The organism is Streptomyces sp. NPDC019890 (assembly GCF_044903445.1).
Taxonomy (GTDB): Bacteria; Actinomycetota; Actinomycetes; order Streptomycetales; family Streptomycetaceae; genus Streptomyces.
On record NZ_JBJDQK010000005.1, the window covers coordinates 464,645 to 480,524 of the forward strand.

Sequence of the window (15,880 nt, forward strand, 5' to 3'; positions counted from 1 at the left end):
GCGGAGCCGACCCATGCTCACGACCCTCCATACCGCGTATACCGATACCCGCGCCGACGATCTCGCCTGGGCGCTGGGTCGGGAGCCGCTCCCCGCCCTGGCCGTCCTCGATCTCGAACTGTCCGGTGCGAAGCTGCAGTTGAGGCTGCTGGGCGCCTCCCACCAGGTGCTCCTTGAGGAGAAGCAGGGCAACTGCTCAGAGACCGTCGCCTGCATGTCCGGCTCCAGCACGCCGCTGCCGCTCGGCGTTGCCAAGCGGCTCGGCGACTGGGAGTACGAGTTCGCGGCGCGCGTCGAGACGCTCTCGAACCGTTCGTTCGCGGGCCGGGCGCAGGAGTTGCTCGCGCTGGTCGCCGACCATCCTCAGGGTCTCGCCGGAACGTTTCCCGGCTCTCCGCACGCTTTCACGGCGATGCTGGCTCAGCGTCTGGACGGACAGGTGCGCTGGCGCACATGGCATGCGTATCCGCAGGAGGGCCGTCTTGTCGTGACCCGTACGCGGGTCGGTCACGTCATCCCCGCCGGCTCGCGGCACGCCGAGGTGCCCCCAGGCGCCCGCGCCGTAGTTTGAACCCTTGTGGGTGACAGGAAGCATGCAAACCCTGACGTAGCGTTACGAACATGATCGATCGGCAGCAGATTTCACCGCCTCCGTACGTGGTGCGGCTGCCCGTGCGCCCCGACGCCGGCCGGTATCTGGTGCTGACGGCGGTCCTTGTCTGCGCCGCCTGCGGATTGGTGTACGAGCTCGAACTGGTCGCCCTCGCCTCGTACTTGATCGGCGACTCCGTCACGCAGGCGTCCGTCGTGTTGTCCGTGATGGTTTTTGCGATGGGCATCGGCTCGCTCCTCGCGAAGCGGCTGCGCTGCCGGCCCGCGGTCGGATTCGGCCTGCTGGAGACGGCACTTGCGCTGGTCGGCGGCTGCTCGGCGCTGGTGCTGTACGCGGCTTTCGCCTGGATCGGCGAATCCCGGTTCGTGCTGGTGGGTTTCTCCCTCGCGATCGGGGTGCTGATCGGCGCGGAGATCCCGCTGCTGATGTCGCTGATCCAGCGCATCTCGCGGCGCGACGCGGAGGGCACGGTCGCGGATCTGTTCGCCGCGGACTATGTGGGCGCGCTGGTGGGCGGGCTCGCCTTCCCCTTCCTGTTGCTGCCGTGGCTGGGGCAGTTGACGGGCGCGCTGCTGACGGGCGCCGTCAATGCGGTGGCGGGCGGCTCGCTCGTGCTGTGGCTGTTCCGGCGGGATCTGACAGGGCGTTGGCGCGCGGGGCTGCTGGTCGCCAATGTCACGGTGCTCGCGATGCTGGCGACCGCGACCGTGCTGGTCGACGACTTCGAGCAGGCGGCGCGCACGGCGGTGTACGGGGACCACGTGCGGGTCGCCGTACACACCGGTGTCCAGGAAGTCGTGCTCACAGGTGGGCGGTCGGGGCCGCTGGACCTGTTCCTGGACGGGCGGCTGCGGGTCGGCGGGCGCGACGAGTACCGCTACCACGAGGCGCTGGTCCACCCGGCGATGCGGGGGCGGCATGCGCGGGTGCTGATCCTGGGTGGGGGCGACGGGCTGGCGGCGCGGGAGGTGCTGCGCTATCCGGACGTCGAGTCGGTGACCGTCGTCGAGCTGGACCCGGGGGTCGTGCGGCTGGCACGGACGGATCCGGCGCTTGCCGAGCTGAACGGGTATGCGTATCGCGACCGGCGGGTGCGGGTGGTCACGGCGGACGCCTTCACGTGGCTGCGGGTGCCCAGGGGGACGTACGACGTGGTGATCTCGGATCTGCCCGATCCGGGCATCACACCGAGCACAAAGCTGTACTCGCAGGAGTTCTACGGACTCGCCGCGCGGGTCCTCGCTGACGGCGGGCGCCTGGCCGTACACGCGGGGCCGCTGGCCTCGCGGTCGCGGACGTACTGGACGGTCGACGCGACGCTGCGGGCGGCGGGGTTCGGCACCCGTCCGTACCGCGTCACCGGCCGCCTGGCCGGGCCTGCGGGCCCGGACCGCTCCACCGGCGCGGCGTCCGCGCCGGGCGACTGGGGTTTCCTGCTCGCCGCGCCGGGCCGGCTGCCGGACCTCGCGCTCGCGCCCGACGCGCCTCCGCTGCGGACGCTGGACGCGGCGGTGCTCGCGGAGGCGTCGTGGGGCGCGGAGCATACGCGGCGGGTGGACCTGCCGGCGTCGACTCTGGTGCACCCGCGCTACACCGACTGAAACGCAGACGTGGGCGTCCTGCCTGAGTAGGCTCGGCTTCCATGGAGCATGAGGTGTTCGTTCCGGTTGCGGCAGAGACCGTCCGACAGGCCCTGAGGGACCCCGCGCGGGTCGCGCGCTGTGTGCCGGGCTTCCAACAGGACGCGGACGCGTCGGCGGGCCCGCTCTCGGGGCGCCTGAAGCTCCGGATCGGCGGCCACACGATCACCTACCGCGGCATCCTGCGCATCGTGGAACAGGGCGAGGACTTCGCGGCGGAGGGCGAGGGCGTGGAGGCACGCGGCTCCGGCTCGGCGAAGGTGACGCTGACGATCGGCCTGAAGCCGTCGGACGGCGGCACGACGCTGACCTTCACGGGAACGGCACGCTCGGAGGGCCGGCTGTCGGAGCTGGAGCCGTCAGCGACCCAATCCGCGGCCCGCAGACTTCTGGACCGCGCGGCGGAAAGCCTGTCCTCGACCGCGGGGGCGTCCGACGGCGCGGCGGGTGCGGGTCAGCCCGGGGCCGGGGACGCCGCCGCGTCCGGCGACGCGGAGGGCGTGGACGACGCCGTTGCGTCCGGCGACGCCGAGGCGGCAGGTGCGAACCGGTCCGCAGCGGGTAGCCCCGGCGCGGTGGCGCCTGACGACGCCTCGCCCCGTGAAGGGGCGGACGCCGCCGATGCGTCCGGCGCCGCGGGTGCGCCCGCGACTGCGGGCGGGGATGCGTCCGGCGGCGCGGGCAGCGCCGACCCCGCCGCGGCCCGTGACGCGGCTGAAGGCGAGGACGCAGAGCGCCCCGACGCGACGGACGACGACGCAGCCGCGGGCCTGCCCGCCGCGGACGCCGGCGGAAGCGAGGCCGAGGCTTCCCCGTCCGGAGACCCGGGCGCCGGCGAGCGCCCCGACGGGGCGCAGCCCATCGCCGACGACGCCGAGAGTGCGGGTGGCAGCGAGCCGGCCGGGTCCGTGTTTGACGCGCCCGTGCCCGCGCCCTCGTTGGATCCGCTGGCCGACGCGGAGTTCGGCGGGGACGAGCCGCCCGCCGAAGCCGCCCACGCGCGGCGGACCATGATCGGGCGCAGTGCCGAGGAAGTCGATCACGCGCCGCCGCGTGGGCGTTATGCGCCTGTGCCCGCGCCCGACGCCGGGTCCGCCAGTGCCACCCTGCGCTGGATCGCACCCGCCGCCGCTCTCGCGCTCGCATCCGCCGTGGTCGTCGGCCGCGTGCTGCGCCGCCGCAAGTAGCCACCGCCAGTACTGTCGTTGTGTGAGTAGCAGCGAAGAGAGCATCCGGCTGGCCGCCGGAGACGTCGAGTTGACCGTCCACCCCCACAACGGCTGCCGTGTCGCAAGCCTGACCATCGGCGGCACCGAAGTGCTCCGCCAGGGCGAGCGGTACGGCGCCTTCCCCATGGTCCCCTGGTGCGGCCGCGTCGCAGGTGGCCTGTTCCACAACGGCGACGTACCCCACCAACTGCCGCTCAATTCCCCGCCCCACGCCATCCACGGCACCGGACGCGACACCGCCTGGCGCACCGCCCGCACCACCAAGAGCGACGCCGCCTTCACCTACGACCTCGCCGAGCCCTGGCCGTACACCGGACGTGTCACCCAGACCTTCGATCTCGCCGAGGACTCGCTCACCCTCACCATGGGCATCGAGACGTACGACACGTCCTTCCCGGCGCAGGCCGGCTGGCATCCCTGGTTCCGCCGCAATCTCGGCGGCGAGGACGCGCGCCTCGACTTCACGGCCGAGTGGCAGGAGGAGCGCGGAGGCGACCACCTGCCCACCGGACGGCGCATCGCGCCCCGCCCCGGCCCCTGGGACGACTGCTTCGGGATGCCCGAGGGCGTCAAGGCCACCCTCACCTGGCCGCAGCAGCTGGAGCTCACCGTCACCAGCCGCGCCGAATGGGTCGTGATCTACGACGAGCAGGCCGAGGCTGTCTGCGTCGAACCGCAGTCCGGCCCGCCGAACGGCCTCAACACCCACCCTCAGCTCGTCACCCCGATCGAGCCCCTGGAGATCGCGACAACCTGGAGCTGGCGCCGCCTTTAAGCTGGCGGGCATGACTGACGTACGTGCTGAGCTGCTCCAGCAGATCAAGGACAAGGCCGTGGTGCACGGCAAGGTGACCCTCTCCTCGGGTCTTGAGGCCGACTACTACGTGGACCTGCGCCGGATCACGCTGGACGGCGCGGCCGCCCCGCTGGTCGGTCAGGTGATGTCCGACCTGACCGCGGAGCTGGACTTCGACTGCGTCGGCGGGCTGACCCTCGGCGCCGACCCGGTGGCGACCGCGATCCTGCACGCCTCCGCCGCCCGCGGAAGGCGCATCGACGCCTTCGTCGTACGCAAGGCCGCCAAGGCGCACGGCATGCAGCGTCGCGTCGAGGGCCCGGACATCAAGGGCCGCCGCTGCCTCGTCGTCGAGGACACCTCCACCACCGGCGGCTCCCCGCTGACCGCCGTCGAGGCCGTCCGCGAGGCCGGCGGCGAGGTCGTCGCCGTCGCCACGATCGTCGACCGGGCGACCGGCGCGGGCGAGAAGATCAGCTCCACGGCAGGCGTTCCGTACCTCTACGCATACTCCCTGGAAGAGCTCGAGCTCGCCTGATCATGCTCTGACCTGCTGCGATGGCGAGGCCCTGGTTGTTTCACGTGAAACAGCCAGGGCCTCGCGCAGGTCCGGGCAGCACGCCTGGTGGAGCCGAGCCAAGAGTCTGGAAAGATAGGCGCCGACGATGACGTCGCCCCCAGGTCAGGGCCTAAGCACCACATACCCGCACATCACAAGGAGCGGACACATGCCCATCGCGACTCCCGAGGTCTACAACGAGATGCTCGACCGGGCGAAGGCAGGCAAGTTCGCCTACCCGGCCATCAATGTGACCTCGTCCCAGACCCTGCACGCTGCGCTGCGCGGCTTCGCGGAGGCCGAGAGCGACGGCATCATCCAGATTTCGACCGGCGGTGCCGAGTTCCTGGGTGGCCAGCACAGCAAGGACATGGTCACCGGCGCCGTCGCCCTCGCCGAGTTCGCGCACATCGTCGCCGCCAAGTACGACATCACCGTCGCGCTGCACACGGACCACTGCCCCAAGGACAAGCTGGACGGCTATGTCCGCCCGCTGCTCGCCATCTCCGCCGAGCGTGTCGCAGGCGGCCAGAACCCGCTGTTCCAGTCCCACATGTGGGACGGCTCGGCCGAGACCCTCGCCGACAACCTGGCCATCGCCCAGGAGCTGCTGGTGCAGGCCGCCGCCGCCAAGATCATCCTTGAGGTCGAGATCACCCCGACCGGCGGCGAGGAGGACGGCGTCACCCACGAGATCAACGACGAGCTGTACACCACCGTCGAGGACGCGCTGCGCACCGCCGAGGCGCTCGGCCTGGGTGAGAAGGGCCGCTACCTGCTGGCCGCCTCCTTCGGCAACGTCCACGGCGTCTACAAGCCGGGCAATGTCGTACTCCGCCCCGAGCTGCTGAAGGACCTGCAGCAGGGCGTCGGTGAGAAGTACGCCACGTCGAACCCCTTCGACTTCGTCTTCCACGGCGGCTCCGGCTCCACGGCCGAGGAAATCGCCACCGCCCTGGAGAACGGCGTCGTGAAGATGAACCTCGACACCGACACCCAGTACGCCTTCACGCGCCCCGTTGCGGACCACATGTTCAAGAACTACGACGGCGTCCTGAAGGTCGACGGCGAGGTCGGCTCGAAGAAGACCTACGACCCGCGCACCTGGGGCAAGGCGGCCGAGGCCGGCATGGCCAAGCGCGTCGCCGAGGCCTGTGCCGCGCTGCGCTCCACCGGCACCAAGCTCAAGTAAGCGCCCTTTCGTACGACGGGCCCGGCACCCCTTCGCGGGGGTGCCGGGCCCGTGGCATGCCCCGGGAAGGACTTCAACGTGAGCTATGACTTTGACACTCCCGTCGACCGGCGCGGCACGTGGTGCATCCAGTGGGACGGCGTCGCGGCCCGTTTCGGTGCCGACGGGCTGCTGCCCTTCACCATCTCCGACATGGACTTCACCTCCCCGCCAGAGGTGCTGGAGGCGCTTCAGCGGCGTATCGCGCACGGAGTCTTCGGCTACACCGACTGGCGGCACGACGACTTCCTGTCCGCGGTGGGCGACTGGTACTCGAGCCGGTACGCCACCGAGATCGACCTTGGGCGCATCGTCTACGGGCCCTCCGTCCTCAACCAGCTCTCTCAGCTGCTGCGGATGTGGACCGAGCCGGGCGCCGGCGTGGTTGTCCACACCCCGACGTACGACGGCTTCCTCAAGGCGATATCCGGCCTCGGGCGGGAGGTGCGCGGGGTGCCGGTCGGCGATATGACGGCCCTGGAGCGGCAGCTCGCCCGCCCCGACAGCAAGGTGCTGGTCCTCTGCTCGCCCCACAATCCCACCGGCCGGGTGTGGACCGAGGCTGAGCTGGCTCAGACGGCCCGGCTGGCGGCCACGCACGGTGTCGCGGTCGTCAGCGACGAGATACACGCCGACTTCGTACACCCCGATTTCGTATCGGACGGGCAGCGCCACCTGCCGTGGACGCGGTTCGGGACCGGCCGCTGGGCGCTGATCACCTCCGCCACGAAGGCCTTCAACTTCCCCGCGCTGAGCGGTTCGTACGGGATCATCGGCGACCCCGACGACCATGCGGAGTTTCTGCGCCGGATGCAGACGGGCGAGGGGCTCGCCTCGCCCGCCGTGCTGTCGCTGACCGCGCACATAGCGGCGTACCGCGAGGGCGGGCCCTGGCTGGACGCGCTCGGCGCGTATGTGGTGGGAAATCTGCGGATGGTCGCGCAGCGGCTCGGCTCCGCGTTCCCGGAGCTCGGCTGGCGACCGCCGGGGGCCGGCTATCTCGCCTGGATCGACCTGCGACCGCTCGGGGTCGACGACGCGGCGCTGCAACGGGAGCTGATCGAGCGGGAGAAGGTCGCGATCACGCCCGGCACGACGTACGGCTGCGACGGTTTCGTACGGTTCAACGTCGGCTGTCCCCGGGCCAAGGCGGAGCAGGGTGTGGACGCCCTGATCCGTGCCCTCGGCCGACTCGTCTGAGCCGGTGGCGGCTGGGATGATCCGGGTATGGACAAAGCCCCGGGCGAGATCAGGCTTTCCACCGCCACCGGCCGCTGGGTGATTCTGACGACCGTGCTCGGGTCCAGCATGGCGCTGCTGGACTCCACGGTCGTCAATGTCGCACTGCCTCGCATCGGCGAGGACCTCAACGCCGACATGGCGGTCCTCCAGTGGACCGTCAACGCCTACACGCTCACCCTGGCCGGTCTGATCCTGCTCGGCGGGGCGCTCGGCGACCGCTACGGGCGGCGGAAGATCTTCATCCTCGGCGCGATCTGGTTCGCCATCGGTTCGCTGCTGTGCGGCCTGGCACCCAATGACGTTCTCTTGGTGGCCGCGCGTGCACTGCAGGGCGTCGGCGCGGCGCTGCTCACCCCGGGGTCGCTGTCGCTGATCCAGGCAAGCTTCCACCCGGACGACCGGGCGCGTGCGGTGGGGCTGTGGTCGGGATTCGGCGGCGTCGGCGCGGCGGTCGGCCCGTTCCTCGGCGGCTGGCTCGTCGACGGGCCCGGCTGGCGCTGGGTGTTCCTGATCAATGTGCCGCTGGCCGCGCTGTGCGTACCGGTGGCGCTGCGGCATGTTCCGGAGTCGCGCGACCCGCAGGCGCACGGCCGGTTCGACGTACTGGGCGCGGTGCTCGGCGCGGCGGCGCTGGCGCTGATCACGTACGGGCTCATCGCACCGCACGTCTGGGCGGGCGTGGCGGGCGTGGTGGTCGGCATCGCGTTCGTGCTCGTCGAGCGGTCGCGGCCCGATCCGATGCTGCCGCCGTCGATCTTCGCCTCGCGGCAGTTCACCTCGGTCAATCTGGTGACGGTGTGCGTGTACGCGGCCTTCGCCGGGTTCTTCTTCCTGACCGCCCTGCAACTCCAGGTCGTGGTCGGCTACTCGGCACTCGGCGCCGGTACCGCGCTGCTGCCCACCACCGTGCTGATGCTGCTCCTGTCGGCGAGATCGGGCGAGTTGGCACAGCGGATCGGCCCGCGCATCCCGCTCACCGTGGGCCCGCTGCTGTGCGCGGGCGGGATGCTGCTGATGCTGCGCGTGGACGAGAACGCCTCGTACCTGTCCGACGTGCTGCCCGCCATGCTGGTCATGGGCATGGGCATGGTGACGCTGGTCGCGCCGCTGACCGCGACCGTCCTGGCGTCCGTGGAAACCGCGCGGGCGGGGCTCGCGAGCGGCATCAACAACGCGGCGGCCCGCGCGGCCGGTCTGCTCGCGGTGGCCGCGCTGCCGCTGCTGGCAGGGATGGGCCCGGAGGCGTACCGCTCGGCGACGGAGTTCGGGGAGACGTTCCGTCGGGCGATGCCGATGTGTGCGGGGGTGCTGGTGCTGGGCTCGCTGATCGCGTGGACGACGGTACGGAGGCCGGCACCGGCGGACGTCCTGGCGCGGGCTCAGCCGCAGTGCCGGGTGAACTGCGGGGTCTCGGCGCCACCGCTCGAACAGGCGGAGGAACGGGTGACCGGGTCCGCGGGACCCTGACCCGGGGCTCCGCCCCTGCCTGGGCGGTCCGGGTGCGGTTCGCGTGGTGGCCCGGCGCCGCGGGGCGCGGGCCTTGGCGTCCGCGGTGCGGGCCCGCCGCGAGGTGCGGGCGCGGGGTTCGCCCGCGAGAGCACCCCACCGCGCCCGCAGCCGCGGATCTCGCGGGGACCTGTGACACTTGGGCCATGTCCATCCATGAAAACCTCCTCGGGGGACCGCCCCCGACCCACCTGCCCGACGAGCCCGAGCCGCGTGAGCTGCTCGCGGCCGGGACGGCGCCCGCCGAGGTCGCCGCCAAGTACCCGACCTCCTCGCTGGCCTGGGCCCAGCTCGCCGACGACGCCTTCGAGGCAGGCCGCGTCGTGGAGTCGTACGCCTACGCCCGCACCGGCTACCACCGGGGCCTCGACTCGCTTCGCCGCAGCGGCTGGAAGGGCCACGGCCCGGTGCCGTGGGAGCACGAGCCGAACCGCGGCTTCCTGCGTGCGCTGCACGCGCTGGCCCGCGCCGCGCAGGCGATCGGCGAGCAGGCGGAGTACGAGCGCTGCACGACGTTCCTGCGCGACTCCTCGCAGACCGCGGCCGACACCCTGAGCTGACGCCCCGCGCCGAAAACAGAACCGAAGGCCCGTATCCCCCGTCTGTACAGGGGGTGCGGGCCTTTCGGCGCTCCGGCCCGCACACTGGCGAGGTACACAGGGGGCGTTTTTGTTGGGCAGTCGCAGCCGTCGAAAACGGGCGCCCCGCCGCCCTCCGCCGGCCCGGATACTCCTGCCCGGCGTGGCCCTCGCCGCCCTGTCCCTCGGCGGTGGCGCCACCCTCGCGCACTGGCAGGGCAGCACGAAGCCCGCCCCGAAGGCGGCCCACGGCCCCGTCCGGCCGCCCTTGGCGGCGACCGTGACCCCCGAGCCGCGCGACACCGCATCGGCGCCCTCCCGCAGCCGTACGGATCCGTCCACCGAGCCGTCCAAGAAGACACCGCCGAAGCGCAAGCCGCCCACCGAGGTTCCCGCCTCCGGCAACGGCACCTTCGCCACGGCCCGGGCCACCGGCCGGGCGTCCGGCTCGGGCACCCTGCGCCGCTACCGCGTGCAGGTCGAGAACGGCATCGACATCTCCGCGAAGGACGCCGCCGCCGAGATCCAGCAGATCCTCGCCCACCCGCGCGGCTGGGCCGCGCACGGCCGCGGCTCCTTCCAGCTGGTCTCCGCGGACACCGACGCCGATTTCGTGATCAGGATCGCCACCCCGGCCACCGCGGACCGGCTCTGTCGTGAGCAGGGACTGGACACCCACGGCGAGCTGAACTGCGAGACCATCGACGGTGTCGTCGTGAATCTGCGACGCTGGATGCTGGGCTCGCCGACGTTCGTCGGTACGCCCGCCGAGTACCGGCATCTGATCATCAACCACGAGGTCGGACACGAGATCGGCATCCGCCGCCACCTCGGCTGCGGAGGCGTCGGCAAGCCCGCGCCGGTGATGATGCAGCAGATCAAGGGGCTCGACGGCTGCCGTTCCAATGCCTGGCCGTACGCCGAGGACGGGACGTACATCACAGGCCCGACGCTCTGACCGGCGAAAGAACCGGCGGCTTATGATGCCGGTGGGGACCGGGGCTCCCGAGCCAACAGGAAGGGGCGGACCGCTACCCGGACACGTCGAGGAGACAGCGATGTCACATGACGCGACCCCGAATCTTGATTTCGCGGGCACCACTCCCTACGAGGACTATGTCCAGGCGGACGTCCTCACCCACCTCCAGCATCCTCTCTCGGACGACCCGGGCGAGATGGTCTTCCTGGTCACCACCCAGGTGATGGAGCTGTGGTTCACGGTCATCGTCCACGAGTGGGAGACGGCCGCCGCCGCACTGCGCGAGGACAATCTGCCCGTCGCCCTGGCCGCGCTGAAGCGCAGCACGTACGAGCTCGAATCGCTCAACGCCTCCTGGAAGCCGCTGGCGCATCTGACGCCCGCACAGTTCAATGCCTACCGCAGTGCCCTGGGCGAGGGATCCGGCTTCCAGTCCGCGATGTACCGGCGGATGGAGTTCCTGCTCGGCGAGAAGTCGGCGTCGATGCTGGTGCCGCACCGGGGGGCGCCGCGCGTCCACGCGGAGCTGGAGAAGGCGCTGCAGGCGCCGAGCCTGTACGACGAGGTGCTGCGGCTGCTCGCGCGGCGCGGGCTGTCCGTGCCGGCCTCGGTCCTCGAGCGCGACCTGTCCCAGAAGTACGAGCCCTCGGCGGAGGTCGAGGAGGTCTGGGCCGCGGTGTACGGCGGCGCGGACCAGGACACCGAACTGGTGCGTCTCGGCGAGGCGTTGACGGATGTCGGCGAGCTGGTGTGGCGCTGGCGCAACGACCATCTGGTCGCGACGCGGCGGGCGATGGGCTCGAAGTCGGGGACGGGCGGCTCGGCGGGGGTGGCCTGGCTGGAGAAGCGGGCCCGCAAGAACGTGTTCCCCGAGCTGTGGACGGCGCGCAGCCATGTCTGAGTCCTTGGCCCAGCGGGCCGCGGCGCTGGACGCCGCCGATGAACTGGCCGGGGCGCGCAAGCTCTTCGCGCTCGACGAAGCCGTGTATCTGGACGGGAACTCGCTGGGCGCGCTGCCCGCGCATGTGCCCGCGCGGGTCGCGGATGTGGTGACCCGGCAGTGGGGCGAGCTGCGGATCCGCTCCTGGGACGAGAGCGGGTGGTGGACGGCGCCCGAACGGATCGGGGACCGGATTGCGCCGCTGGTCGGTGCGGCGCCGGGCCAGATCGTGGTCGGTGACTCCACAAGCGTCAATGTTTTCAAGGCGGTTGTGGGTGCGGTGCGGCTCGGCGGGGACGACTCCCGTACGGACATCGTCGTCGATGCGACGACGTTCCCGACGGACGGCTATATCGCCCAGTCGGCGGCCCGCATGACGGGCAAGCGCCTGGTCCCGGTCGCGCCCGCGGACCTCCCGGCGGCGCTCGGCCCGCGCACCGCTGCCGCGCTGGTCAACCATGTCGACTACCGCACGGGCCGCCTCCACGATCTGCCGTCCCTCACGGCGGCGATCCACGAGGCGGGTGCGCTGGCGGTCTGGGACCTGTGCCACAGCGCGGGCGCGCTGCCGGTCGGCCTGGACGCGCACGGCGTGGACCTGGCGGTCGGCTGCACCTACAAGTACCTGAACGGCGGCCCGGGTTCACCGGCGTATCTGTACGTCGCCGAGCGCCATCAGGCGGCCTTCGACTCCCCGCTGCCGGGCTGGAACTCGCATGCGGACCCGTTCGCGATGTCCGCGGGGTTCGAGGCGGCGGCGGGCGCGGTCCGGGGGCGGGTGGGGACGCCCGACATCCTGTCCATGCTGGCGCTGGAGGCGGCGCTGGACGTGTGGGACGGGGTCTCGATCGACGCCGTACGGGCGAAGAGCCTGGCGCTGACGGACTTCTTCCTGGAGTGCGTCGAGGCGTATGTGCCGGGGGGCGCGGTCACCTCGCTGACCCCGGCGGACCACGGCTCGCGCGGCAGCCAGGTCGCACTGCGGTGCGCGGACGCGCCCGCGGTGATGGAGAAGCTGATCGCGCGGGGAGTGGTGGGGGACTTGCGGCGGCCGGATGTGCTGCGGTTCGGGTTCACGCCGTTGTATGTGGGCTTCGGGGACACGGAGCGGGCGGCGGCGACGCTGGCCGAGGTGCTGGCCTGAGCCTGGGGCCTTTCCCCTCCCTGCCCCTTCCCTCAACCGGGGCTCCGCCCCGGCCCCCGCGGCGCGGCAGCTTCGCGCCGCGGGCTCACCCGCCCCGCCCCGCGAGGCGCGCCGCACCCCTGGGCGCGGGGCGCCAGACCCCGCACCCCAACCCCTGGGGGCTGGGGGCACCGCCCCCGGTTACGGGATGGGGGTACTCCCCCTTGGCTGCGCCGGGGGCACCGCCCCCATCCCGGCGAAGCTCTGGGGAGGGCGGGGAGGGGGAACACCCCCTGGCCGAGCCACCCGCCCTCGCGCCCCATGATCGCGGCGCAGGACTGATACCGTCCCCGCTGGTCAGGTCAATTCCGCCACTACGTCGGAAGGTTGGAGCCGCAATGCCGGACCCCGTCGCCCGTGACGCCGCCGAGGCCGAGTCGGCCTTCTCGCATCCCGCCGTCGCGCCGGACGTTTCCGTCCCGTACGGGGACCATCCCGACCAGGTCGTCGACTTCTACGCGCCCCGTGAGGGGCAGGCCAGCGTGCCGCTCGTCGTGCTCCTGCACGGCGGGGCCTGGCGGGCGGCGTACGACCGGCAGCATGTCACCCCCTTCGCGGACTTTCTGGCCCGCCGCGGGCTCGCCGTCGCCAATGTGGAGTACCGGCGGGGGAGCGAGATTCCGCAGCAGCGCGGGAGCGGACCCGTCGCCGGGCGGTGGCCGGAGACCTTCGACGACATCGCCGCCGTGATGGACGCGCTGCCCGGTCTCGCCCGGAAGGCGCTGCCCCAGGCGGACGTCCGGCGGATCGTCGTGACCGGGCACTCCGCCGGCGGTCAGCTCGCGCTCTGGGCCGCCGCACGGCATGTGCTGCCCACCGGTTCGCTCTGGCGGCTCCCCACGCCGCCCGCGCTGCGCGGGGTCGTCGCGCTGGCCCCGATCGCCGACTTCGCGCAGGCCGTCGAGCTCGACGTCTGCAACGGCGCGGTCGTCCAGCTCCTCGGTGGGCAGGTCGAGTTCGAGGTGCGCAGCCCGTATGTCGACCCGGCCGCGCTGCTGCCGACCGGCATCGCCACCGTCGTCGTGCAGGGCCGCGCCGACATCACCGTCCCATACGCCGTCTCCGAGTCGTACGTCGACGCCGCGGCCAAGGCGGGCGAGACCGTCGGGCTGACCCTCCTGGAGGACGTCGGGCACTTCCCGCTCATCGACCCGGCGGCGGACGCCTGCGCCGTCGTCGCCGAGGAGATCGCCCAACTGGCTTGGTAGGGCGGATTGGGCGAGCGAGCACGCGGACGCGTTCCGTTCCTAGTCAGAGCGGGCCTACCAGGTAGTACTCAGGACGGACGCGGCAGAATCCGCAGCGATGCTGACGACCGCGTCCGTCCTTCCGCATACCTTTCTGTACGTGACCGAGAAGACCCGCAGCCCCGAGTTCCGCCTGGCCATGGGCGCGCTGAGCGGCCTCCGCCAGGACCTGTTCCAGGACGCCTTCGCCTACCGGCCGCTGCCGCCCATGCGGACGGACGGCCCGCTCACCCGTCGGCTCCCGGGCCGGATACGCGAGTACGCGCAGTGGACACCGCACGCCGTGGTGGCGGGCGCGGCGCTGTTCGTGCTTCTTCTGGCGGGTGTCTCCGGGGACAGCGGGGGCGCCGGGCTCGGCTTCGTCCTGACCGGGTTCATACCCGCCGCCGCCGTGCTGATGACGCTGGTCAGGCCGGTCGGCGCCTGGTGGCTGTCGCTGGGCAGCACACCCGTTGTCGGCGTCATGGCCAGCTACTGGGACGGCTGGCCGTGGCCGCCCAGCGCCTTCGTCTCGCATCTGACGGTGATGACCGTGGTCGCGATGCGGACCCGGCCGCGGACCGCCGCCTGGATGTGGGTCCTCACCGCCGGGTACGGCGTGTTCGCCGAGTTCGCCTTCTCTGATGGCTTCGGCAGCGACGTCCCGCAGATGCTCTTCGTCTCCGCGCTCCTGCTGCTGGTGGTGACCGTGTCGCTGGTCCGCCGCGAGGCGAAGCAGGAGGTGGCGGCGCAGCAGACCGTCACGGCCGTCGAGCGCGACCGCCGCACGCTGCTTGAGGAGCGCACGACCATCGCCCGTGAGCTGCACGATGTGGTGGCCCACCACATGTCGGTGGTGGCGATCCAGGCGGAGGCCGCGCCGTACCGGGTCGAAAACCCGCCGCCCGAGCTGGAGAAGGCCTTCGCCACGATCCGCGAGAACGCGGTGGCGGCGCTGACCGAGCTGCGCCGCATCCTCGGCGTCGTACGGGCCGAGGACTACCAGGCGCCCGACGCTCCGCAGCCGGTGCTCGGCGACCTCGACAATCTCCTCGGCAATGTCCGCGAGGCAGGCCTCGACGCGGAGAAGACGATCACCGGCGCGGTACGGCCGCTGCCGCAGGGCGTCGAACTCTCGGCGTACCGGATCATCCAGGAGGCGCTCAGCAACGCCCTGCGCCATGCGCCGGGATCGACCGCGAAGGTCGAGATCTCGTACGTCCTCGGGGGCATCGGCCTGCGGATCGTGAACACCGCGCCGCAGGGTCTGGTCAAGCCCTCGCCGGGCGCCGGGCACGGCATCACGGGCATGCGCGAGCGTGTGACGATGCTCAACGGCGAGATGACCGCGGAGCTCACGGACGACGGGGGCTACGAGGTGACCGCCTTCATTCCTGTCGCCGTGACCGAGACCGCATCCGAGGAGACCTCATGACGATCCGCGTGCTCATCGTCGACGACCAGATGATGGTCCGCGAGGGCTTCTCGGTCCTGCTGAACGCGATGCCGGACATCGAGGTCATCGGCGAGGCGGTGAACGGCCGCGAGGCCGTGGCCAAGGTCGCCGAGTTCGCGCCCGACGTGGTCCTGATGGACATCCGCATGCCGGAACTGAACGGCATCGAGGCGACCCGAGAGATCGTCGCCGCGCACAGCGACTCCAAGGTGCTGGTGCTGACCACCTTCGACCTCGACGAGTACGTGTACCAGGCGCTGCGCGCGGGGGCGTCCGGCTTCCTGCTGAAGGACGCGTCGGCGCGCCAGCTCGCGGACGGCGTACGGGTGGTGGCGGCGGGCGAGGCGCTGCTCGCTCCGACCGTGACGCGTCGACTGATCACGGAGTTCTCCAAGCTCTCGCATACCCCGCGTCCGCCGGCGATGGCGCAGATCGGGGACCTGACGGAGCGCGAGACGGAGGTCCTGGTGCTGATCGCGCAGGGTCTGTCGAACGCGGAGATCGCCTCGCACCTGGTGGTCGCGGAGTCGACGATCAAGACGCATGTGAGCAGGGTGCTGGTGAAGCTGGGGCTGCGGGACCGGACGCAGGCGGCGGTGTTCGCGTACGAGGCCCGCCTGGTGACACCGGGCTAGCCGGCGCGCGGGGTCTGGGGGCCTGCCCCCAGTTCGGACAGGGGCGGGGCTGGGGAAACAACCCCCC

The 15,880-nt window shown here is 71.8% G+C and carries 15 protein-coding genes; all 15 read left to right on the forward strand.

The annotated features are described in order from the left end of the window. Positions 1–13: 13 nt before the first annotated feature. Positions 14–571, forward strand: a complete 558-nt coding sequence (locus ACI2LP_RS17150) for a DUF2617 family protein (RefSeq protein ID WP_404725323.1) — start codon at positions 14–16, stop codon at positions 569–571. A 50-nt stretch (positions 572–621) separates the two neighbouring features. Continuing rightward, positions 622–2,214, forward strand: coding sequence for a polyamine aminopropyltransferase (locus tag ACI2LP_RS17155; protein ID WP_404725324.1), 1,593 nt, complete (start codon positions 622–624; stop codon positions 2,212–2,214). A 41-nt stretch (positions 2,215–2,255) separates the two neighbouring features. Continuing rightward, complete coding sequence (locus ACI2LP_RS17160; RefSeq protein WP_404725325.1) at positions 2,256–3,440, forward strand: SRPBCC domain-containing protein; 1,185 nt, start codon at positions 2,256–2,258, stop codon at positions 3,438–3,440. A 22-nt stretch (positions 3,441–3,462) separates the two neighbouring features. Further along, positions 3,463–4,257, forward strand: coding sequence for an aldose 1-epimerase (locus ACI2LP_RS17165; RefSeq protein WP_404725326.1), 795 nt, complete (start codon positions 3,463–3,465; stop codon positions 4,255–4,257). A gap of 10 nt (positions 4,258–4,267) precedes the next feature. After that, positions 4,268–4,816 carry an orotate phosphoribosyltransferase gene (gene pyrE / locus ACI2LP_RS17170; protein ID WP_404725327.1) on the forward strand — a complete coding sequence of 183 codons (549 nt, stop codon included), beginning with the start codon at positions 4,268–4,270 and terminating at the stop codon, positions 4,814–4,816. Between the two features lie 190 nt (positions 4,817–5,006). Then, complete coding sequence (fbaA, locus tag ACI2LP_RS17175) at positions 5,007–6,029, forward strand: class II fructose-bisphosphate aldolase (protein WP_404725328.1); 1,023 nt, start codon at positions 5,007–5,009, stop codon at positions 6,027–6,029. 78 nt (positions 6,030–6,107) lie between these two features. Continuing rightward, on the forward strand, positions 6,108–7,268 hold the full coding sequence (locus ACI2LP_RS17180) for a MalY/PatB family protein (RefSeq protein WP_404725329.1): 1,161 nt from the start codon (positions 6,108–6,110) through the stop codon (positions 7,266–7,268). A 27-nt stretch (positions 7,269–7,295) separates the two neighbouring features. Continuing rightward, positions 7,296–8,777 carry an MFS transporter gene (locus tag ACI2LP_RS17185; protein WP_404725330.1) on the forward strand — a complete coding sequence of 494 codons (1,482 nt, stop codon included), beginning with the start codon at positions 7,296–7,298 and terminating at the stop codon, positions 8,775–8,777. Positions 8,778–8,962: 185 nt separating this feature from the next. Beyond that, positions 8,963–9,376, forward strand: a complete 414-nt coding sequence (locus tag ACI2LP_RS17190) for a DUF3151 domain-containing protein (protein WP_404725331.1) — start codon at positions 8,963–8,965, stop codon at positions 9,374–9,376. A gap of 181 nt (positions 9,377–9,557) precedes the next feature. Further along, positions 9,558–10,352, forward strand: coding sequence for a DUF3152 domain-containing protein (locus ACI2LP_RS17195; protein WP_404725332.1), 795 nt, complete (start codon positions 9,558–9,560; stop codon positions 10,350–10,352). Positions 10,353–10,452: 100 nt separating this feature from the next. After that, positions 10,453–11,274 carry a tryptophan 2,3-dioxygenase family protein gene (locus ACI2LP_RS17200; RefSeq protein WP_404725333.1) on the forward strand — a complete coding sequence of 274 codons (822 nt, stop codon included), beginning with the start codon at positions 10,453–10,455 and terminating at the stop codon, positions 11,272–11,274. Continuing rightward, on the forward strand, positions 11,267–12,457 hold the full coding sequence (kynU, locus tag ACI2LP_RS17205; protein WP_404725334.1) for a kynureninase: 1,191 nt from the start codon (positions 11,267–11,269) through the stop codon (positions 12,455–12,457). The genes ACI2LP_RS17200 and kynU overlap by 8 nt, the downstream gene beginning before the upstream one ends. Before the next feature lie 377 nt (positions 12,458–12,834). Beyond that, on the forward strand, positions 12,835–13,704 hold the full coding sequence (locus ACI2LP_RS17210; protein ID WP_404725335.1) for an alpha/beta hydrolase family protein: 870 nt from the start codon (positions 12,835–12,837) through the stop codon (positions 13,702–13,704). Positions 13,705–13,801: 97 nt separating this feature from the next. Continuing rightward, the gene (locus tag ACI2LP_RS17215) at positions 13,802–15,157 is read left to right on the forward strand and encodes a sensor histidine kinase (protein WP_404725336.1); all 1,356 of its coding nucleotides are present in this window, start codon (positions 13,802–13,804) and stop codon (positions 15,155–15,157) included. Continuing rightward, positions 15,154–15,813, forward strand: coding sequence for a response regulator (locus ACI2LP_RS17220; RefSeq protein ID WP_404725337.1), 660 nt, complete (start codon positions 15,154–15,156; stop codon positions 15,811–15,813). Before ACI2LP_RS17215 ends, ACI2LP_RS17220 begins: the two co-directional genes overlap by 4 nt. Positions 15,814–15,880 lie beyond the last annotated feature (67 nt).

Coding starts and splice junctions, on each gene's coding strand:
- ACI2LP_RS17150 (WP_404725323.1), top strand. CDS start 14: ATGCTCACGACCCTCCATACCGCGTATACCGATACCCGCGCCGACGAT.
- ACI2LP_RS17155 (WP_404725324.1), top strand. CDS start 622: ATGATCGATCGGCAGCAGATTTCACCGCCTCCGTACGTGGTGCGGCTG.
- ACI2LP_RS17160 (WP_404725325.1), top strand. CDS start 2,256: ATGGAGCATGAGGTGTTCGTTCCGGTTGCGGCAGAGACCGTCCGACAG.
- pyrE (WP_404725327.1), top strand. CDS start 4,268: ATGACTGACGTACGTGCTGAGCTGCTCCAGCAGATCAAGGACAAGGCC.
- fbaA (WP_404725328.1), top strand. CDS start 5,007: ATGCCCATCGCGACTCCCGAGGTCTACAACGAGATGCTCGACCGGGCG.
- ACI2LP_RS17185 (WP_404725330.1), top strand. CDS start 7,296: ATGGACAAAGCCCCGGGCGAGATCAGGCTTTCCACCGCCACCGGCCGC.
- ACI2LP_RS17190 (WP_404725331.1), top strand. CDS start 8,963: ATGTCCATCCATGAAAACCTCCTCGGGGGACCGCCCCCGACCCACCTG.
- ACI2LP_RS17200 (WP_404725333.1), top strand. CDS start 10,453: ATGTCACATGACGCGACCCCGAATCTTGATTTCGCGGGCACCACTCCC.
- kynU (WP_404725334.1), top strand. CDS start 11,267: ATGTCTGAGTCCTTGGCCCAGCGGGCCGCGGCGCTGGACGCCGCCGAT.
- ACI2LP_RS17210 (WP_404725335.1), top strand. CDS start 12,835: ATGCCGGACCCCGTCGCCCGTGACGCCGCCGAGGCCGAGTCGGCCTTC.
- ACI2LP_RS17215 (WP_404725336.1), top strand. CDS start 13,802: ATGCTGACGACCGCGTCCGTCCTTCCGCATACCTTTCTGTACGTGACC.
- ACI2LP_RS17220 (WP_404725337.1), top strand. CDS start 15,154: ATGACGATCCGCGTGCTCATCGTCGACGACCAGATGATGGTCCGCGAG.